The sequence below is a fragment of the Streptomyces sp. NPDC096323 genome (genome assembly GCF_040302845.1).
Classification (GTDB): Bacteria; Actinomycetota; Actinomycetes; order Streptomycetales; family Streptomycetaceae; genus Streptomyces.
In genome coordinates this window covers 541,180-560,708 of sequence record NZ_JBEOSI010000001.1, presented here as the reverse complement: position 1 = coordinate 560,708, position 19,529 = coordinate 541,180, and the positions used below count along the sequence as shown (strand labels likewise).

Below are 19,529 nucleotides of genomic sequence, written 5' to 3'. Positions count from 1 at the left end.
CGGCCACCCGTGACAGGCCCTCGATCCGTCAGGCCGTCAGGGCCTTCTGGTCGATGCCCAGTTCACGGGCCAGAGCCTCCTCGGCCCACTCCAGCATCGTGGCGCGGGACAGCGGACCGGCGTACGACGTCATCTGCACCGCCAGTCCGTCCAGCAGAGCGGTCAGCCGCCAGGCGACGGACATCGGGTCGTCGCACTCGAACTCACCCGCGGCCGCCCCCTCTTCGATGACCTCGGCCAGCTCCGCCTTCCACTGCTGGTCGAGATCGCCGGCGACATCGCGCAGCGCCGGGTCGCGGAGGGAAGCGGCCCAGCCCTCGATCCACAGCCGCCAGCCCTTGGCCTGGCCCGTCGGCGCGTACCAGCGCACGGCGGCACGCAGTCGGCGGACCGCGCTGGTGCGCCGGCTCAGCAGCTTGCGCAGATGGGCGAGATCGGCTTCGGCGGCGTGCGCGAAGGCGGCGGCGACCAGCTTCTCCTTGGTGGAGAAGTGGTAGAGCACCAGGGCGTTGCTGACCCCGAGCACGGACGCCACGTCGGCGATCCGCACGGCTGCCACACCCCGTACCTCGATCTGCTCGACGGCAGCGCGCAGGAGCTCCTCGCGTCGCTCCGCCACACCCAACCGCACTCTTGCCACGGCGTCACCCTAACCAATGCCCGGTCCGGGGCGGGGCCGGGCCGTCGGTCAGCGGAACCAGCCGAAGCGGTCGGCCATCACCGGCAGCCGGTCGGCGACGACGGCGTGCGCCGCCGCGCGTGGAGTGCAGCCGTCCGCCGCGGCGCGGGCCAGTACGAGTTCGATGAGGGCGCGCATGGAGCGCCGGATGTGCGTGAAGGCCTCGTCCGGGTCGGCGCCGATGTCGCCGAACAGGGTCCACCACCACCAGGCGTTGGTGCCGGAGTTGACGACCACATCGGGCAGCACCGTGATCCCGCGTGCGGTGAGCAGGGCCTCCGCTTCCGGCAGAACCGGCATATTGGCCGCTTCGACGACCCAACGGGCGGTGATCCGGGCCTGGTTCGTCAGGTCGACGGCGTACGACACAGCCGCGGGAACGAGGATCTCCGCGTCCTGGGCCAGCCAGGCGTCGGCGGGCAGCTCCTGATCGGTGTCGCGCAGTACGCCGCGGTCCACCGTTCCGAAGGCGTCGCGTGCACCGAGGAGCGCCTCGATGTCGAGACCGGCCGGATTCGCGAGGGTGCCCTTCACGTCGGCGACGGCGACCACCCGCAGGCCCGCCCGGGACAGGAACCGGGCGGTCGCCCCGCCCATGGTGCCGAATCCCTGGAGACAGACGCGCGCGTCGCCGTACGCGATCCCCGCCCCGTCCAGTGCGGCGAGTGCGGACTCCGCGACTCCGCAGCCGCCGGCCAGCTCGCCCAGGCCGATGCCGTCGACCTCGAGGGCGAAGGCGTCGGCCAGCCGCCGGCGCGCCGCGGCCTCGTCGTCGAGCAGCGGGTAGACCGCCTGGACGGTGGAGACGAGCCCGGCTTCCGTGGCGGCCCGGTCGACGAGGTCCTGGGTGAGCCCCAGGTCCTCGCCGGTCGTCCAGACGCTCTCCACGTAAGGGCGGACCGCACGCAGATAGCGCACCAGAATCCCGTACGCCGCCGGGTCGCGGGGGTCGCAGTCGATCCCGCCCTTCGCCCCGCCGAGCGGTATGTAGCGCGCCCCGGGCCGGTCCGCGTCGAAGTGGAGCGCCTCGTTCATGGTCATGCCGCGGGCCAGCCCGGCCACCTCGTCCAGGGTGCAGCCCGCCCGCATGCGCAGTCCGCCGCTGGACACGCCGCGCACCAGCCGGTCGATGACGAGGTGCCCCTGCCGGCCCGTGACGTGGTCCGTCCAGGTCAGCGAGATCAACGGGGCGGGCGGGGACACCGGAGATGTCGTCATCGGGGACACTCCTCGGTCGAGGACGATCGGGGCGGGCCCGGGGCGGCGGTGCCGGGGTTCCAGGCATGACAGGGATTTCAGGCATCCGGGGGAACGGACGCGCGGTTGCCGACACCGGTCGACAGCCCTCTACTGAATCGCCAGTCAGTATCGGGAGAGCGGGGCGCCCTGTCAATGAGGCCTGGGCCGCGTCGCCGGTCAGTGGTCGGAGGGCGCCGGGGACTGGCGTCGGCCGCGACCGGCACGGTGTCACCCGGCCCGGCCACCGTGGCCGGAAATGGACGTACGCGGGACGAGTCCGGCCCGATCCGGAATCCTGCGGGCGGGCCGGACGTTGGGTCCGGCATGACGGGATTCGACGCAGAGCAGCAGGAATTGCTTCGGCTGGTCGCCGAGGAGGACGGCGGTGTGCTGGTCACGCTCAGGCGGGACGGCAGGCCGCAGCTCTCCAATGTCAGCCACTTCTACTACCCCGATGAGCGCATTGTCCGCGTCTCGGTCACCGAGGACCGGGCGAAGACCCGGAACCTGTCGCGTGACCCCCGGGCGAGCTACCACGTGACCAGCCAGGACCGCTGGGCGTGGACGGTCGTGGACGGTACGGCCGAGCTCACCCCGGTGGCCGCCGACCCCGACGACGCCACCGTGGAGGAACTGATCACGCTCTACCGCGACGTCCAGGGCGAACACCCCGACTGGGACGACTACCGCAAGGCCATGGTCAGGGACCGGCGCATCGTCCTGCGTCTTCACGTCGAGCACGTGTACGGGCAGCGGCGTGGCTGAACGGGTCCTTCCGGAGTGCCGCCCCGTCGGGTGTTCTGCTCTCGCGCAGTCGTCCACCCTGTCCATAATGAGACGATACCGACTCCCTCAGGAGATCTTGTGACCGGCGCCGCCCCCAAGCTTCCGCTCCGCACCAGGCTGCGCGCCCTGCGTCCCGCAGCCTTCGGGGCCGACCCGGAAGGCGCCCGCATGGAGCGCATCCGCCGCTCCCCCCATTTCTCCGACGGGACGTTTCAGAACCCGGTGGGGGCGAGGATCAGACCGTCGGGATCGGCCCTGGAGTTCGCGAAGGTCTACTTCCGCAAGGAGGAGCGGGTCCTCAGGACGCCGGACGGGACCGTACCCGTGCACGCCACGACTCTCGCCGACCTCGCCGAGCCCCCCGCGTCCGGCCTGCGGCTCACCTGGATGGGGCATTCCAGTGTGCTCGCCGAGATCGACGGCCGGCGCGTCCTCTTCGACCCGGTGTGGGGCGAGCGCTGCTCGCCCTTCGCCTTCGCCGGTCCCAAGCGGGTGCACCCCGCGCCGCTGCCGCTCGGCGCACTCGGCCCGGTCGATGTGGTGGTGATCTCCCATGACCACTACGACCACCTCGATCTGCCGACGATCCGCTCCCTGGCGGACACCGCCACGGTCTTCGCGGTGCCGCTCGGGGTCGGCGCCCACCTGGAACGCTGGGGTGTGCCTGCGGACCGGATCCACGAACTCGACTGGAACGAGTCCACGACCGTTGCGGGAATCAGCCTGACCGCCACGCCGGCGCGGCACTTCTGCGGCCGCGGTCTGCGCAACCAGCAGCACACCCTCTGGGCCTCCTGGGCCGTCGCGGGTCCCGAGCACCGGATCTTCCACAGCGGTGACACCGGGTATTTCCCCGGGTTCAAGGAGATCGGTGCCGAACACGGCCCCTTCGACGCCACCATGATCCAGATCGGCGCGTACAGCCAGTTCTGGCCGAAGGACCGGACGGACAGCAAGCCGGAACCGGGCGCCTGGCCGGACATCCACATGAGCCCCGACGAGGGGGTTCAGGCCCATCTCGACCTTCAGGGCGGCGACCCGTCGGCGGGTGTCATGCTGCCGATCCACTGGGGTACGTTCAACCTCGCCCTTCATCCGTGGGCCGAACCCGCCGAATGGTCCATGCGCGCCACGCAGTTCGCGGGTGTGGCCATGGCGGCCCCGCGACCGGGCCAGCCGTTCGAACCGGCGTCCACTCCGGCCGTCGAGCCGTGGTGGCGCGATGTCGCGGCCGAGCCGGCGCCGGGCTGGGGGAACTGGCCGCCCGTTCACGTACAGCTTCCCGGCGGAGCCAAGGCCGCAGCCCTCCCCGACCGCGACCGGGACCGGGCGCCCCAGACCTGAGCCGGACCCACCCCACGGGCACTCGGTCCTGGGCCGGGCACCCACCCCCGGGACGGGCACTCGGTCCTGAGTCGAGCACCCACCCTGAAACGGCCGCGCCGGCCGTTCCGCGCTGACGGCCGTCCCGGCCGAGGCGCCGGGACGGCCGGCGCAGTGCTGTCCGGGGCCGGGCAGGGCGGCTTTCCGCACGCCCGCCGGTTCCCCGCCGTACAGCAACCGCCCGGCGAAATCGGTCGCTCGTGCGAGAGGTCATACCAGAGCGGGACGGATGGCGGGCAAGTTCCACAACTGCCCGTCGCACCCTCACGCCGGGCGACTACCGTGTGTGCCCGGTGATCAACGGTGGGCTCATATTCTCCGAGCCTGCCCGGCCGCTGACCCGAGAATGACCGACCACCGTAGGTGCCACCACATGAATGCCGATTCCTGGGGCCCCACGTACCGAGGACGCTGATGTCTCAACTTCGCGCACCCGAAGCGCGACCGGAACGACGAGAGGGCGGGCGGCACGGCCGACCGGGTCCCCGTTCCCACTCGGCCGCGGCCAGGCCGCGCGCTGCCCGGCCGTCCCCCGAGGCGCGTATACGCCCCCAACTCCTGCGCACCGCAGTGCTGCCGGCCGTCGCCGTCGCACTGGCCGGCGCCGCGGCCGTCATCTTCACCGCCCGCTCCGGCGGCGCCCCGCCGTCCACCGCGCTCTGGACGGCGCTCGGCGCCGCGGGCGCGCTGGCGCTCGCCGCGATGGTGGCCGCCTTCCTGGCCGCCAACCGGGTCGCCACCACCGTCCTCGGACGCTGTCTGGCCCTGCGCCGTGCCAGCGCGCAGGGCCAGGCCGAGCTGCAACGGGTGGTGGAACAACTCCGCAACGGCGAACCCGTGCCTGCGCGGCGCGCGCCTCAGCCCGCCGCCCCCGGCAGTGACCCCTTCGAACTGCTCGCGCAGGAGATCGGACGCCAGCAGGAGGGAGCCGTGTCCGCCGTCGTCCAGGCGTCCCGGCTGTCCGACCACACCGGCGAGGACCAGAAGGTCGAGGTGTTCGTCAACCTCGCCCGGCGGCTCCAGTCGCTCGTGCACCGCGAGATCCAGCTGCTCGACGAGCTGGAGCACCAGGTCGAGGACCCCGATCTCCTCAAGGGACTCTTCCACGTCGACCACCTGGCCACGCGCATCCGCCGGCACGCCGAGAACCTCGCGGTCCTCGGCGGCGCCGTCTCCCGGCGGCAGTGGAGCAACCCGGTCACCATGACGGAGGTGCTGCGCTCGGCGATCGCCGAGGTCGAGCAGTACCCGCGGGTCAAACTCGTGCCTCCGATCGACGGAACGCTCCGCGGGCACGCCGTGGCCGACGTGATCCACCTGCTGGCCGAACTCGTCGAGAACGCCACGGTGTTCTCGGCCCCGCAGACCCAGGTGCTGCTCCGTGCCCAGCGCGTCACCGCGGGCCTCGCACTGGAGGTGGAGGACCGGGGCCTCGGCATGCCCGGCACCGAGCAGAAGCGGATGAACGCCCTGCTCGCGGACCCCGACCAGGTCAACGTCGCCCGCCTGCTCCAGGACGGCCGGATCGGGCTGTTCGTGGTGGCATCGCTGGCTCGCAGGCACGGCATCGCCGTACGTCTCCAGAGCAACATCTACGGGGGCACCCAGGCGGTGCTCGTCCTGCCGCAGTCCCTGCTCGGCGCCGACGAGGATGTGTCCGCCGATGCCACCGGCGCACCCGCCCCGCCCCTCGGCCCCGTGCATCGCCCCCCGCCCCCGGAGGACACCGCCGGACGCCGCGGTCCGGCCCCCGGTCCGGCCCCCGCCCCCGAGCCGGAGCGACGCCCCCACGTGCCGCAGCAGCAACAACTGCGGCTGCACCAGGGACCGAACCAGGGACCGAACCAGGCACCGCAGCAGACGCCGCGGCAGGGCGAGGGACCGCCTCTCCCGCTGCGCGCCGAGCGCCTCGACCGGCCCACCCCCGCCGACGCGGTCCCCGGCGTCCGGTCCACGGACGACGACTTCCCCGGGCTCCCGCAGGGGACCGGGGCCGTGCGCGGCACGATGGGCAGGCCCCAGCTCCCCAGGCGGGCCAACCAGGAACACCTGGTCCCGCAGCTCAGAGAGGCGCCCGCACCGCGCGCCGAGGAGGAGCACACCCTGCACGACCCAGGTCTGGTGGCGGCCTTCCGGCGCGGCATCGACCTCGCCGAGGCGCGTGCGGAGTCCGAGGCGGAGCCCGCACCGGACGCCACCGGCCCCGGGTCCGGGACATCCCCGGACGCTGGAACGGACAACGGACTGCACGCCGGACCGGACACCGGCGGCCGCGGGGACGCGCGGACCGGCCGGGAGGCCCCGGCGCGGGAACGGGTACCACTGGAGCCGCTCCCGGTCCGCGGCGCCGCCCCGGTGAAACTCCTGCGGGCCGGCTCGTACCACAGCGATCAGGACCCACTCGAAGCGAACGCGAACACCACCCACCCGAACACCACCCACCCGAACACCACCCACCCGAACACCGCCCACGCGAACACCACCAACCTGAACACCACCAAGGAGTAGATGCGCCATGGCAACCGATATGCCGTCCGGTCAGGTCTCGGACCTCGACTGGCTGCTGAGCGGGCTGGTACAGCGCGTTCCGTACACGCGCAGTGCGGTCCTGCTCTCCGCCGACGGGCTGGTGAAATCCCTGCACGGCATGGATGCCGACAGCGCCGACCACATGGCCGCGCTGGCCGCAGGGCTGTACTCTCTCGGCCGGAGCGCCGGGGCCAGATTCGGGGACAACGGCGAGGTCCGCCAGGTGGTGGTGGAGCTCGACTCGACGCTCCTGTTCGTGGCCACCGCCGGCTCCGGCACCTGTCTGGCCGTCCTCGCCGGGCGGAACGCCGACGCCGCCGTTCTGGGCTACGAGATGACGATGCTGGTCAAGAGCGTCCGGCCCTATCTGATGACACCGACGAGACAAGCGGCCGGAGCGCCGGGCGCCGCGGGGCTGTGACCATGCCGGCCACGCAGGACGGGCCGCTGCTCGACGATGCGGCAGGCCGCCTCATCCGCCCCTACACCGTGAGCAACGGCCGTACCCGTCCCACGACCGTGCTCGACCTGCTCTCCCTGGTGATGGCCACCGGGACCGTCCCGCAGACACATCTCGGCCCGGAGCACTCCGTGGCGCTCGGGCTGTGCGGAGGCCCCACCTCGGTGGCGGAGATCGCCGCGCATCTGCGGCTGCCCGCGGTCGTCACCAAGGTCCTCCTCTCGGACCTGGTCGACTGCGGCGCGGTCACCGCGCACCCGCCCGCCTTCCAAGACATGCCCACCGACCGATCCCTGCTGGAGGCAGTGCTCGATGGCTTACGACGACAGCTCTGACGGCTTCGACGGCTCCGCCCCGTACGCGGGTACCGCAAGCCCAGGACACGTCGGCTACGCGGCCGCCCCGGGAAGCGGCGGGTACGCGGACCATGCGGACAACGGAGGGTACGGGGACCCTTCGGACGACGGCGGGCACGACGACCGCGCCGGCACGTCCGGATTCGCCGGCACGTCCGGATTCGAGGAGGCCACCGGCAGCCCCGAGGGCTTCCCCGTCGCGCTCAAGGTGCTCGTGGCCGGCGGATTCGGTGTCGGAAAGACGACCTTCGTCGGCGCGGTCAGCGAGATCGCGCCCCTGAGCACGGAGGAGTTGCTGACCCAGGTCAGTGCGGCGACGGACAGTCTCGAAGGCATCGAGTCCAAGACCTCCACCACCGTGGCGATGGACTTCGGCCGCATCACGCTGGACGAGCAGCACGTGCTCTATCTGTTCGGCACGCCCGGGCAGGAGCGCTTCTGGTTCATGTGGGACGAGCTCTCCCAGGGCGCGCTCGGAGCGGTCGTGATCGCCGACACCCGGAGACTGGAGGAGTGCTTCCCGGCCGTCGACTTCTTCGAACGGCGCGGGATCGGATTCATCGTGGCCGTCAACGAGTTCGACGGCGCCTTCCGGTACGGCCCCGAGGAGGTGCGGGCAGCCCTCGACCTCGCCCCGGCGGTCCCGGTCGTCCTCTGCGACGCACGCATCGCGAGTTCGGGCACCGGTGCCCTGGTGACGCTGCTCCAGCACCTCATCAACGCCACCGCCGAACCCGCGCCAATGGCCGGCCACGGAAGCTACGGAGCCCATCCGTGACGACCCCGCACGCCCTCGGGCGGCTGCTGCTGACACCCGTCGACAGCGACGCCCAGGTCCGGACCCAGCGGCTGCGCAGCCTCGGCCTGGGGGAGCGGGCCGATGCCTCGTTCGACAACTTCGACGCCTTCGCCGACAGGGTGGCCGAAGTGACCGAGGTGCCCTTCTCGATGGTCAACTTCATCGACGGGAACCGCCAGTTCCACGCGGGGCTGCACACCCCGGCGGGCACCTGGAAGGGCTCGGACCTGGGAGCGGCGGCGGCCGGGAGCGGACGCCGAGGGCGATACGTGGCCCTCGACCACGGCTACTGCCCGCACGTCGTCGTCCGGCGCAAGGCGCTCGTCCTGGAGGACGTGTGCGACTACCCGCGCTTCGCCGGAAACCCGGTCGTCGACGACATAGGCATCCGCTCCTACCTCGGGGCGCCGCTCATCGACCGCACGGGCATCGCCCTGGGCGCCGTCTGCGCCGTCGACGTCGTGCCCCGCCCGTGGGGACGGGCGGGGCTGGAAACGATCAAGTCCCTGGCGCAGGAGCTCGTCGGGCACATCCACCAACGGGAGGACAACATCTTCGGACTATGACCGGCGGCCGCCGAACGCTGACCCCCGACCCCCGAACGCTGACCCCCGACCGCCGAACTCCGAACCCCGATCGTCGTCCGGCGGCCGCCGACCCCCGACCGCCGGGCCCGCGCTCGGAGTTCGGCCGTGCGTCTCACACCTTCAGAAACCCGCCGATCCGCTCCCTCAGACCGCGCGGGTCCAGACCGTGCGCCGCGAGGTGCTCGTCCATCTGCCCGTACCGCCGCAGTTCCTCCCGGGCCACGCCGAGACCCAGGATCCGGTGGGGGACGGCGGCGAGCGCGTCGTTGGCGGCGCTCGTCGAGGTCCCCGCCAGGTACGGCTCGACGAGCACGGCATCGGCGGTGGTCCGGTCGCCGACCGCCCGGCGCAGCCCGTCGGCGTCGAACGGCCGCACGGTGGTCGCGTACAACACGGTCACGTCGAGTCCTTCCGTCGCGGCCAGGACGTTGTCGAGCATCGGCCCGACGGCGATCACCACACCCTCCGTGCCCTCACGCACAGTGGCGAAGCCGCCCGTCCCGCCGACCGGGCGCCCGCGGTTATTGGACTGGAGCGACAGGCGCACGTACACCCGCCCTTCCCCTGCCACCGCCTCCCGCAGAAGCGTCTCGGCCTCGTCGGGGTGCCCCGGCACGTGCACGGTCCAGCCGTCCAGGGTGTCCATGAGGGCGACATCGCCGGGCGCCATATGGGTGAACCCTCCGGCCGGCCAGTCGTACGAGGCCCCGGCGCTCACCAGCACGCCGCCGACCCCCTGGTGTCCGAAGTCCAGCTTCACCTGCTCGAACGGCCGCTCCACCAGAAAGCTCGCGAAGGTGTGCACGACCGGCCGCATGCCCGTGAGCGCCATCCCGGCCCCGGCCCCGATGAGCAGCTGCTCGCGGATACCGACATTGACGACCCGGTCGGGATGGTCCCGCTCGGCACGGCCGAATCCGTCCCGGCTGATCTCGGCCAGCACGAGCGCCAGGCGCGGATCCTCGTCGAGCAGCCGCGTGGTGGTGGCGATGAAGCGGTCACGCATCGTGTCCATGGGGGTCTTCCTCTTCTTCCTTCGTACGTGGATGAGCGGACGGCGCGAGCGGTCAGCGCTTGGGGGCGACCCGGGCGACCACGGCCCGCGGCTGTCCGGGGTGCGGCGCCGTGAAGGCCGCGTACAGCGCTTCGTGGTCCCGGCCGTCCACGGACTCGACCGACCAGCCCGCGGTCGTGAACCGCTCGGCGATCCCGCCGGGGCGTCCGTACGTCGCCGAGGCGTTGTCGATCACCACGGCGTGCAGCTGCTCCAGGCCGGCCGGACCGGCGTAGGCGATCGCCTCGTGATTGCTGCCCTCGTCCAGCTCGGCGTCGCCGGTCAGCACCCACACCCGCGGCGCGGTCAGCCCCTGGGCCCGCAGCCCCAGCACGCTTCCCACGGCCAGCGGAAGCCCGTGACCCAGCGACCCGCTGCCGATCTCGGCGCCGGGCACCAGCAGCCGGTCGGGATGGTGGCCGAGCGGCGATCCGTACGAGCCGAAGCCCGCCAGCAGGTCCTCGTCGAGGAAACCGTGAGCGGCGAGGACGGCGTAGTAGGCCATCGGTCCGTGCCCCTTCGACAGCAGGAAACGGTCCCGGTCCGGAGCGTCGGCGGTCTCCGGTGTCACCCGCAGTACCCGGTCGTACAGCACCCACAGTGCGTCGAGGGTCGAGGTGGCGGCTGGTCCGTGCTTCTCGTCGCCGGTCATCAGGCTCATCAGCCGGGGCAACTCGCGGTAGGCGGGTGCCGGTGCGGTGGTCGTCGTGTTCGTCATGCGCTCAGCGTTCAACGTCAAGCGCGGTTGAGGTCAAGGGGCGAAAGGTGTTCGTGACCACCTGCCGAAGTGCGGTATTGTTCTCATGCGCGTTCGGCCAGGGGAAACCCCAGGTCAGGCGGGTATCGGGACGTGGCGCAGCTTGGTAGCGCACTTGACTGGGGGTCAAGGGGTCGCAGGTTCAAATCCTGTCGTCCCGACTGTGCGGAAACGCAGGTCGGAGGCCGTTCTCTCATCCATGAGAGGGCGGCCTTTCGTGCGTTCGGGGTGTGCTGGGGTCGCAAGGCGATCGCCCACCTGGACTGTGAGGTATGGCAGGTCATGGACCGTGACCGGGGGCGCCGGCTTCCTCGGACCGTCGGCGGAGTCGGCCGAGTACCGGATGCGGCCCGAGCGGCCGACCGTCGGGTCAGCAGGAGGCAGCCGCCGACCGGGGGACGGCTCACTGGATCAGCTCGACGTGCGGATGATCCGGGGATGCCGGGCAGACGTGCAGCCCCGGATCAGCTCTCCGAGTGCGGTGCGCGGCCGCTCACCAGGCTCCGGCGCGCCCCGCCGCCCCCTCCGTGCTCTCGCGCAGGACGAGCCGGTGCGCCACGACGCGGTCCTGCGTGCCGCCCGCGTCGTCAGGCAGCGGATCAGGACGCGTGGCCTCGTCGATGCGACGCAGGAGCAGGTGCACCGCCACCCGGGCCACCGCCTCCTTGTCCGGGGCGACCGTGCTCAGCGACGGCACGCTGAACCGGCCGCCCTCGACGTCGTCGAACCCGATGACGGCCACGTCTTCCGGTACCCGCGCCCCATAGGCGTGCAGCGCGCGCAACGCCCCGAGTGCCAGCTGGTCGTTGAGGCACAGCAGTGCGTCCGGACGGACCCCCTCGGTCAGGACCCGGTGCACGGCGGACGCCCCGTCACTCATGTGGAACGCGTCCACCGGCAGCAGGGACGCCGGGTCGTATGGGACGCCCGCTTCGGCCAGCGCGGTGCGGTAACCGCGGGTGCGTGCCTGAGCGGTGCCGACGCAGCCGTCGTCCCGCCCGCCGACGGTGAGGATGTGCCGGCGTCCCAGAGCGAGCAGGTGCTCGGTGGCCTCGCGGGCCGCGCGTTCGTTGTCGATCGCCACATGGTCGGCGCCTGCCGTCAGCAGTTCGCCCAGCAGGACGGTCGGCGGGGGCCCGGCGTGCGCGTGCAGATCCTCCGGCGCGAGGGCGAGCGGGCTGAGGATGACACCGTCCACGAAGTCGGAACCGAAGCCCGCCAGTGCCGCCTTCTCCCGCTCGCGGTCCCCGCCGGACTGGTGGATCAGTACGGTCAGGGAGCGACTTTCGGCCTCGCGGACGACGTGCTGGGCCAATTCGGCGAAGTACGGGACGTCGAGTTCGGGCACCACCAGGGCGATGATGCCCGTCCGCCCACTGCGCAGGTGCCGTCCGGCGAGGTTGATGCGGTAGCCGAGGTGGTCGATGGCCTCCTGCACCACCCGCCGGGTCCGGTCGGACACGTGGATGTAGTCGTTGAGCACGTTGGACACCGTTTTCTCCGACACACCCGCGTGCCGTGCGACGTCCTTGATCCTCGGCCGTGCCACCCGCAACCTCCCCGCCCCTCGGTACCCGCCGAGTCTATGCGGTGCCCTGTGGCGAGCCCGGGACGGCTCCGTGGCAGGGAACGCGGGGGTGTCACCCGCACAGGTAATGGCTCAGCTCTTTACAGCCAATGTACATCGATGTAAAAACAGGTCACCGCACCGGGAGATCCGGCGCGGATCACCTGATGTGCACGGGCGGCCGACGGCTGCCGTGCCGATGGCCCCTGCCGTCGGCCGGGCACGTCGTCCGGCCATCGAAAGGTCAGTGATGAACCCTGCACCCCCTGCCCGAGGGCTGCTTGGCGCCGGGAGCCCCGCTCCGTCGCCGGACATGGGCCGCCGTCGGCTGCTGCGCTACGGGACAGCCGGGGCGGCGGCGCTGCTGGCCGCGGGCCCGCTGGCCGGCTGCGCGTCGCCCGCCCGTGCCGGTGAGGCCTCCGCGCTGAAGGTCTGGGACCTTTTCCAGGGCGGCGACGGCATGCTGATGGACGAGATGATCACGGCCGTCTCGCGGGGGGCCGACGGTTTCGACGTGGACCGGACGATCCTGGACTGGGGCCCGTCGTACTACACCAAACTCGCCATGTCGGCGGCCGGCGGCCGGGCATCGGACGTGGCCGTGCTGCACCTGTCCCGTCTGGCCGGATACGCCCCCGGCGGCCTGCTCGACCCCCTCGACCTGGGCCTCCTTGCCGAATTCGGCGTATCGGACAAGGACTTCGCCCCCGCGGTGTGGAAGCGCGCCCAGCACGACGGCACGGTCTATGCGATCCCGCTGGACGTACACCCCTTCATCGTCTTCTACGACAAGGACGCGGCCGGGAAGGCGGGGCTGCTCGACGCGTCCGGCGACCTGGCACCGATGGGCTCACCCGAAGCGTTCCTGGACGCCGGGAAGAAGCTCGCCGAGGTCACGGGCAAGTCCGGCATCGCCTTCGGGCACGTCACCGACACCGCTCAGAGCTGGCGCCAGTTCGCGGCGCTCTATGCCCAGACCGGCGCCTCCTTCACCCTGCCCGACGGCGGCCCGCCGAAGATCGACATCGAGGCCGCGGTGAAGGTCGTGACCTTCATGAAGCAGCTCTTCGACGGCCGCACGAACCCCAACAACCTCGACTACAACGGCGCGATGGCCGCGTTCATGGACGGCCGCAGCGGCATGATCATGGCGGGGGAGTGGGAGCTGCCGACGTTCCGGAAGTCGGGTATCAAACACCTTGGCGCGGCCCCCTTCCCGCAGGTCTTCGACCGGCCGGCCGTCTACGCCGACTCGCACAGCTTCGTCCTGCCGCACCAGGACGCCCCCGACCCTGCCCGGCGCCGCGAGGCGCACCGGTACATCGCCGAGATCGTCAAGCAGAGCCTGACCTGGGCGAGCGCAGGGCACATCCCGGCCTACCTGCCGGTCCAGGCCCGCCCCGAGTACGCGAAGCTCGACCCTCAGTCCGCCTACGCGGCCGCGGCCGAGATCGCCGTACTCGACCCGCCGAACTGGTTCGCCGGAGCCGGCGGCAACTTCCAGAACCGCATGTGCCAGCCGCTCCAGTCGGCGCTGCTCGGCAACTCCACCGCCGAGCACGCGGTACGGCAGATGGTCCGGGAAGCGGACAACCTGCTGCACCAGCCCAACCCGGTCGCCTGACGACAGCCGAAGGAGCCGCATCGTGACCACCACCGCGCCCGCCGGAGCCCCGGCGCCTCCGCGACTCGCCACCACCCCGCCGGCGCCCAGGCGCCGCCTCTCCCTCACGGGAAGCGGAGGGCTGTTCGTCCTGCCGTTCCTGGTGTTCTTCGGTCTCTTCCTGGTCTGGCCCGTGGTCCAGGGCCTCTGGATGAGCCTCACCGACGCCTCCCTCACCCTGCACGACCCGGAATTCGTCGGCTTGGCGAACTACGCCGAGGCGTTCGGGGACCCGGACGTCTGGAGCAGCCTCGGCAACACCGTCCTGTTCACGGTGATCTCCTGCGTACCGCTCGTCCTGGTGGCCCTGGCCATGGCTCTGCTCGTGCACAGCGGGCTCGCGGGCCAATGGGTGTGGCGGCTGGCCTACTTCGCACCGTACCTGCTGCCTGTCACGGTGGTCACCCTCATCTGGACGTGGCTCTACCAGCCGGACATCGGCCTCGGCAACCAGGTGCTGACGTCTCTGGGACTGGAACCCGTCGGCTGGCTGTCCGACGAGTCGGTGGCGATGTGGTCCGTCGCCGCCCTCACGGTCTGGTGGACGGTCGGCTTCAACTTCCTGCTCTACCTCGCCGCCCTCCAGTCCCTGCCCGTCACCTACGACGAGGCCGCCGCGCTCGACGGCGCCGGCGCCTGGCGGCGGCTGTGGTCCGTCACCCTGCCTCAGCTCCGCCACACCACCGTCCTGGTGGGCATGCTCCAAGTCCTCGCCTCGCTCAAGGTGTTCGACCAGATCTACATCCTCACCAAGGGCGGGCCCAACGGCTCCACCCGCCCGATCCTGGAATACGTCTACGACGTCGGCTTCACCGGATACCGGCTGGGCTACGCATCGGCGGTCAGTTACGTCTTCTTCGCGATCGTCATCGTCGTCTCCCTCATACAACTCCGTCTCTTCCGTCAGGAGCGCTGACCGTGTCCGCCATCTCCGCCCCCGTCCGCCGGCGGCACCGCGAAGAGTCCGGGTCGCCTCTGCTGCTCGGCCACGGACGGCTGCCCCGTGTCCTCGCCTCGACCGCGCTGACCGTCCTCGCCGTCGTCTGGCTGCTGCCCTTCCTCTGGGCGGTCGCCACCTCGGTGCAGAGCGAGCAGGACGTGATGAAGTCGGGTCTGTCCCCGTTCAAGGGAGCCTTCACGCTCTCCGCCTACCGGCAGATCCTGGAGCGTGGCAACGTTCCGACCTGGGCGTTCAACAGCGTTCTGATAGCCGCTCTGGTCACCGCTCTCACCGTGGCCGTCTCGACGCTCGCCGCGTACGGGCTCTCCCGCGGCACCTTCCGCGGGAGGCGCACCCTCCTCGCCGTCACCGTCGCCGCGATCATGGTCCCGCCGCAGCTGCTCATCGTTCCGCTCTTCAAGCAGATGACGATGTTCCATCTCGTCGACACCTACGCGGCCGTCATCCTGCCGCAGGTCGTGGCACCCATGATGGTCTTCATCCTCAAGCGTTTCTTCGACGGCATCCCCCGCGAACTGGAGGACGCCGCCCGCATCGACGGTGCCTCCGAACTGCGGGTCTTCTGGTCGATCGTGCTCCCCCTGTCCCGTCCGATCGTCTCCGCCGTCGCGATCTTCGTCTTCATCGGGGCGTGGAACAACTTCATGTGGCCCTTCATCGTCACCAACGACCCGGATCTCATGACGCTTCCGGTGGGCCTCGCCACCGTCAAGGACGCCTACGGCATCCAGTACGCCCAGGCCATGGCATCCGCCCTCCTGGCCGCCCTCCCGCTGATCGTGATGTTCCTGCTCTTCCAGCGGCGCATCGTCAACTCCGTGGCCACGACAGGCCTCGGCGGCAGCTGACCCGGGCGATTCCGTCCTTCCGCGCGCCGGCCTCCCGGCCGGCCGCCATCACCATTTGACTGGAGCACCTGTGCACACCCCCTCCGTCCCCCGTCCGGAGTACCCGCGGCCGCAGTTCGTGCGTCGCGACTGGCTCAACCTCAACGGGACATGGCAGTTCGAGACCGACCAGGGGGACAGCGGTCTCGAACGAGGACTCCTCGACCGCGACCTCACCGACGAGATCCTGGTCCCCTTCGCGCCCGAGTCCGAGCTGTCGGGCGTCGGCAACACCGACTTCCTGGAAGCCGTCTGGTACCGGCGGCGGTTCACCCCGCCCGCCGAGTGGGCGGGCCGCCGGGTGCTGCTGCACTTCGGCGCAGTCGACCACGACACCACCGTCTGGGTCGACGGCATAGAAGCGGTGCGCCACCGGGGCGGGTTCACGCCCTTCACCGCCGACCTCGGTGACCTCGCCGCGGCCGGCCGCGAGGTGGAGATCACCGTCCGCGCCCGCGACCCGAAGTCCGGACCCCAGGCCCGCGGCAAGCAGGCGACCGAGTACGCCAACCACGACTGCAACTACACGCGTACGACAGGCATCTGGCAGACCGTCTGGGCCGAACCGGTCCCCGACACCCACCTTCGACGCCCCCGTATCACCCCCGACCTGGCCGGCTCCGCCTTCGCCCTGGAACTGCCCCTGTCGTCCAATCGCCCCGGCCATCGGGTGCGCGCCGTTCTCCGTGACGACGCGGGCGAGGTCTGCCGCGCGGAAACGCGGGCCGATCTGGATCTGGCACCCCGCCTGCACATGGCCCTCCCGCAGGACCGGCGCCGCGAATGGAGCCCGGAGGACCCCTTCCTGTACGGCCTTCGGCTCGAACTCCTCGATGCCGAGGGCGAAGTGGCCGACGCCGTCGACAGCTACGCGGGCCTGCGCGCCGTCGGCATCCGGGGCAGGACCGTGCTCCTCAACGGCCGGCCACGCTTCCAGCGCCTCGTCCTCGACCAGGGCTGGTACCCGGACGGCCTGATGACCGCCCCCTCCGACGAGGCCCTCGTCCGGGACATCGAACTGGCCATGGAGGCGGGCTTCAACGGGGCCCGGCTGCACCAGAAGGTCTTCGAGGAGCGCTTTCTCCACCACGCCGACCGGCTCGGATACCTGGTCTGGGGTGAGTTCGGTGACTGGGGCTGCGAGACCGGCGGGTCCTCGGGCGACAACCAGCGGCCCGACGCCTCGTTCGTCGCCCAGTGGCTCGAAGCCGTGGAACGCGACTACTCGCACCCCTCGATCATCGGCTGGTGCCCGCTGAACGAGACGTACCAGAAGCTCCACGACCGCATCACCCAGCTCGACGACGTGACCCGCGCGATGTTCCTCGCCACCAAGGCCATGGACAGCTCCCGCCCGGTGATCGACGCCTCCGGCTACTCCCACCGGGTCCTGGAGACCGACGTCTACGACTCCCACAGCTATGAGCAGGACCCCGCCGCCTTCCGCGCGCTCGTGTCCGGCCTCGCCAAGGGCGAGCCCTTCGTCAACACGCACGAGAGCGGGGCCGCCTACTCGCAGCCGTACAGGGGCCAGCCCTACTTCGTCAGTGAGTTCGGCGGGATCTGGTGGGACCCCGAAGCAGCGGCCGGGCAGTCCGGCAGCGACCGCACCCTCTCCTGGGGCTACGGCGACCGGGTGCGGACCGAGGACGAGTTCCACGAGCGCTTCGCCGGTCTCACCGCCGCGCTGCTGGAGGACCCGGAGATGTTCGGCTACTGCTACACCCAGCTGACCGATGTCTTCCAGGAGCAGAACGGCGTCTACCGCTTCGACCGGAGCACGAAGCTGGACATCGCCCGCATCCGGGAGGCCCAGTCGCGGCCGGCCGCGATCGAGGGGCCGGACGCCGGCTGACGGGGACGGAACCCGCTTGCCCCGCCCGTGCCGCGGGCGGGGCGACCGGGTCTCTCACCGGCCCCTGATCATTTGGTCAGCCGGTAGCCGGCGGCAGTGCGCTTTTGGCCGGTTGGGCCTCGGGGGCCAGGAAGAAGAGCTGGGCGGCGCTGTCGGTGCAGGGCCCGGTGACCGCCACGGCCGACCAGGCGCCGGGATCCGTACCGGAGATGGCGAGGCACTGGCCGTTGTTCGCGGACCGTATCCGGTACGGCGTGACTCGCCCACTGCTCGAGCCGGGCGGGGCGGTCGTGTCGACCCGCTCGAAGGTGAATGCCTGCGTGGTCCGGCTGCTGCGGCAATCGTCCCACGGCGTGAGCATTCCGCTGACAAGCGTCAGGCATCCCCAGCCGTGCTCGGGATGCACCCACTTGACGAAGAAGCGACCGTCGCCGAGTGGTTCGAGTCTGGTGGACGGAGGTGTGGCCCCGGGGCACGGGCGCTGGACAGCGACCGTATCGCCGCCCGGCTCCTGGCCCTCGGTCACGCACAGCCCGGTGGCCCGGGCCGGTCGGATGCTGTACCAACCGGGCGCCGGCTCCTGGGACGAGGGCGCGGTCTCCGAGGGCCCCTTGCCCGAAGCGTCCGGCAGGGCGAGCCAGGAGGCGACGCCCACCAGCAGCACGGCGGACAGCGACACCCACAGGGCGGGCGCCGCGGCACGACGGCGCAGCCGCTTCGGCAGGCCCCCGGGCCCGGGCCGGTCCGCGGAGGGTTCGGCACCGTCCTCCCCGTCGTGGGCGGCCTGCGAAGGGGACGGCAGGCCGGAGCCCTCGTCGGGGGCGGGGGCCTTTTCCGTCGAGTGGTTCGCCGATACCTCTCCCCGGGCGAGGCGGTTACGCGCCTCGAGCCAGGCCTCGGCATGCGCGCCCGCGCCGCAGGCCCGCACGAAGGCATTCAGCATCTGCGGCCGCGGCAGCGCCTGCCTGCGCAGTACGTCCGCGATCGTGCTGCGCGGAAGAACCCGCCCCTCCTGTTCGGCGCGCTCCTCGAGTTGTCGATACGTCAGCCCCGACACCTCCTTGAGGCGCTTCATCATGCCGACGAACTCCTCGACGCTGTCCGCCCGTTCGGGCTCCGCACCCCCCGTGGTCCTCATGGCCCCATCCTTCGTCCTCCGTCCCGGTCACAGCAAGTGCTCTCCGCGCAGCCCGTGCTTTGTCCGAAAGACGGCGGTGACCAGCCCGGACGGGAAGGCGCTGTCCGGGACACCGGGCATCCCTTGCCGGACAGCTCCCCGGGCAAGCAGTGTCTGTGCTGCCGGCGAAGACGGCCGAACGCATAGGGCGAAGCAGCCGAGCCGGCCCCACGCACCCAGGAGTGTTCTCATGCGTAAGTACGCACGGTCCGCACGCATCGTCCCCCTCGCGCTCGCCGCGGTCTGCGTCAGCGGGCTCGGCGCCACCGCCCCGGCGCAGGCGCGCACCGGGGCGCAGGCGTCCGCCGCCAAGGTGAGCGACGCCCATTACCTGCGCTTCAACAAGGGGACGTTCACGAACTCCCGCCTGGAGCTGGTCAAGCGGACCCCCGGCAAGGACAAGGTGATCAAGACGTACAGGGCGGGCTCGGGTCAGGTCAAGGACACCTGTGCCGTCAACAGGGGATGGCTTCCCAACGCCGGCGCGAGCAAGCCGTATGCCATCGAGTGGCACCGCAAGAACTACGACGCCAAGATCAACGGCTTCGTCATCAAGATCTCCGACCGCAAGTGCCACAACGGCACCAAGCGCACCGAGCTGTTCATCCACAGCGAGATGAAGCCGAACGGCAAGAACGGCGTCATCGAGTCCGAGCGCTGGACCAACAGCAAGCCCAACGACTACTACTCCAACGGCTGCATCAAGCTCAACCCGGCCAACATCAAGGACCTGTTCAAGCGCCTGGACTCCCTCGGCTGGCCGAAGAAGCTGTACGTGGTCGACTGACTC

18 protein-coding genes and 1 tRNA gene are annotated in these 19,529 nt (G+C 71.2%); 13 read left to right on the top strand and 6 right to left on the bottom strand.

Annotation, left to right across the window (positions count from 1 at the left end; all coding sequences use genetic code 11):
• Nucleotides 1-28: 28 nt before the first annotated feature.
• Together ABTX18_RS02505 and ABTX18_RS02500 are read right to left on the bottom strand one after the other, a co-directional pair.
• Nucleotides 29-619: a TetR/AcrR family transcriptional regulator gene (locus ABTX18_RS02505; protein ID WP_503061086.1), complete on the bottom strand. Its 591-nt coding sequence runs from the start codon at nt 617-619 to the stop codon at nt 29-31.
• A gap of 69 nt (nt 620-688) precedes the next feature.
• Nucleotides 689-1,897: a glutamate dehydrogenase gene (locus ABTX18_RS02500; protein ID WP_352120869.1), complete on the bottom strand. Its 1,209-nt coding sequence runs from the start codon at nt 1,895-1,897 to the stop codon at nt 689-691.
• Between the two features lie 345 nt (nt 1,898-2,242).
• Between ABTX18_RS02500 and ABTX18_RS02495 the strand changes: the two genes are divergently transcribed.
• The 7 genes from ABTX18_RS02495 to ABTX18_RS02465 all read left to right on the top strand — a co-directional run bounded on the left by ABTX18_RS02495 (nt 2,243) and on the right by ABTX18_RS02465 (nt 8,797).
• Nucleotides 2,243-2,683: a PPOX class F420-dependent oxidoreductase gene (locus ABTX18_RS02495; RefSeq protein ID WP_352120868.1), complete on the top strand. Its 441-nt coding sequence runs from the start codon at nt 2,243-2,245 to the stop codon at nt 2,681-2,683.
• A gap of 99 nt (nt 2,684-2,782) precedes the next feature.
• A complete protein-coding gene (locus ABTX18_RS02490; protein ID WP_352120867.1) occupies nt 2,783-4,048 on the top strand; it encodes an MBL fold metallo-hydrolase in 1,266 nt (421 codons plus the stop codon).
• A gap of 453 nt (nt 4,049-4,501) precedes the next feature.
• Entirely contained in the window at nt 4,502-6,595 is a 2,094-nt protein-coding gene (locus ABTX18_RS02485) for a sensor histidine kinase (RefSeq protein ID WP_352120866.1), read from the top strand.
• Nucleotides 6,596-6,602: 7 nt separating this feature from the next.
• Entirely contained in the window at nt 6,603-7,037 is a 435-nt protein-coding gene (locus ABTX18_RS02480) for a roadblock/LC7 domain-containing protein (protein ID WP_352120865.1), read from the top strand.
• Between the two features lie 2 nt (nt 7,038-7,039).
• Nucleotides 7,040-7,411 carry a DUF742 domain-containing protein gene (locus ABTX18_RS02475; RefSeq protein ID WP_352120864.1) on the top strand — a complete coding sequence of 124 codons (372 nt, stop codon included), beginning with the start codon at nt 7,040-7,042 and terminating at the stop codon, nt 7,409-7,411.
• A 229-nt stretch (nt 7,412-7,640) separates the two neighbouring features.
• A complete protein-coding gene (locus ABTX18_RS02470; protein ID WP_352121150.1) occupies nt 7,641-8,210 on the top strand; it encodes a GTP-binding protein in 570 nt (189 codons plus the stop codon).
• A complete protein-coding gene (locus tag ABTX18_RS02465; RefSeq protein WP_352120863.1) occupies nt 8,207-8,797 on the top strand; it encodes a GAF domain-containing protein in 591 nt (196 codons plus the stop codon). The genes ABTX18_RS02470 and ABTX18_RS02465 overlap by 4 nt, the downstream gene beginning before the upstream one ends.
• Before the next feature lie 133 nt (nt 8,798-8,930).
• On the opposite strand, the gene ABTX18_RS02460 is transcribed toward ABTX18_RS02465, so the two are convergent.
• Nucleotides 8,931-9,833 carry a transketolase family protein gene (locus ABTX18_RS02460; protein WP_352120862.1) on the bottom strand — a complete coding sequence of 301 codons (903 nt, stop codon included), beginning with the start codon at nt 9,831-9,833 and terminating at the stop codon, nt 8,931-8,933.
• Between the two features lie 52 nt (nt 9,834-9,885).
• Nucleotides 9,886-10,590: a thiamine pyrophosphate-binding protein gene (locus tag ABTX18_RS02455; RefSeq protein WP_352120861.1), complete on the bottom strand. Its 705-nt coding sequence runs from the start codon at nt 10,588-10,590 to the stop codon at nt 9,886-9,888.
• Nucleotides 10,591-10,716: 126 nt separating this feature from the next.
• Between ABTX18_RS02455 and ABTX18_RS02450 the strand changes: the two genes are divergently transcribed.
• Nucleotides 10,717-10,790 (top strand) — tRNA-Pro (locus ABTX18_RS02450).
• A gap of 332 nt (nt 10,791-11,122) precedes the next feature.
• Here ABTX18_RS02450 and ABTX18_RS02445 read toward each other — a convergent pair.
• Nucleotides 11,123-12,178, bottom strand: coding sequence for a LacI family DNA-binding transcriptional regulator (locus ABTX18_RS02445; protein ID WP_352120860.1), 1,056 nt, complete (start codon nt 12,176-12,178; stop codon nt 11,123-11,125).
• A gap of 268 nt (nt 12,179-12,446) precedes the next feature.
• Here ABTX18_RS02445 and ABTX18_RS02440 point away from each other — a divergent pair, with 268 nt between their 5' ends.
• From ABTX18_RS02440 to ABTX18_RS02425, 4 genes are all read left to right on the top strand, one after another.
• Nucleotides 12,447-13,820 carry an extracellular solute-binding protein gene (locus ABTX18_RS02440; RefSeq protein WP_352120859.1) on the top strand — a complete coding sequence of 458 codons (1,374 nt, stop codon included), beginning with the start codon at nt 12,447-12,449 and terminating at the stop codon, nt 13,818-13,820.
• Between the two features lie 22 nt (nt 13,821-13,842).
• A complete protein-coding gene (locus tag ABTX18_RS02435) occupies nt 13,843-14,775 on the top strand; it encodes a carbohydrate ABC transporter permease (protein ID WP_352120858.1) in 933 nt (310 codons plus the stop codon).
• Nucleotides 14,776-14,777: 2 nt separating this feature from the next.
• Complete coding sequence (locus ABTX18_RS02430) at nt 14,778-15,668, top strand: carbohydrate ABC transporter permease (RefSeq protein ID WP_352120857.1); 891 nt, start codon at nt 14,778-14,780, stop codon at nt 15,666-15,668.
• 70 nt (nt 15,669-15,738) lie between these two features.
• Nucleotides 15,739-17,562, top strand: a complete 1,824-nt coding sequence (locus ABTX18_RS02425) for a glycoside hydrolase family 2 protein (RefSeq protein WP_352120856.1) — start codon at nt 15,739-15,741, stop codon at nt 17,560-17,562.
• Nucleotides 17,563-17,638: 76 nt separating this feature from the next.
• On the opposite strand, the gene ABTX18_RS02420 is transcribed toward ABTX18_RS02425, so the two are convergent.
• Nucleotides 17,639-18,700: an RICIN domain-containing protein gene (locus ABTX18_RS02420; RefSeq protein ID WP_352120855.1), complete on the bottom strand. Its 1,062-nt coding sequence runs from the start codon at nt 18,698-18,700 to the stop codon at nt 17,639-17,641.
• 229 nt (nt 18,701-18,929) lie between these two features.
• On the opposite strand from ABTX18_RS02420, the gene ABTX18_RS02415 reads away from it, so the two are divergent.
• Nucleotides 18,930-19,526 carry a L,D-transpeptidase family protein gene (locus ABTX18_RS02415; RefSeq protein WP_352120854.1) on the top strand — a complete coding sequence of 199 codons (597 nt, stop codon included), beginning with the start codon at nt 18,930-18,932 and terminating at the stop codon, nt 19,524-19,526.
• The last annotated feature ends 3 nt before the right edge of the window (nt 19,527-19,529 follow it).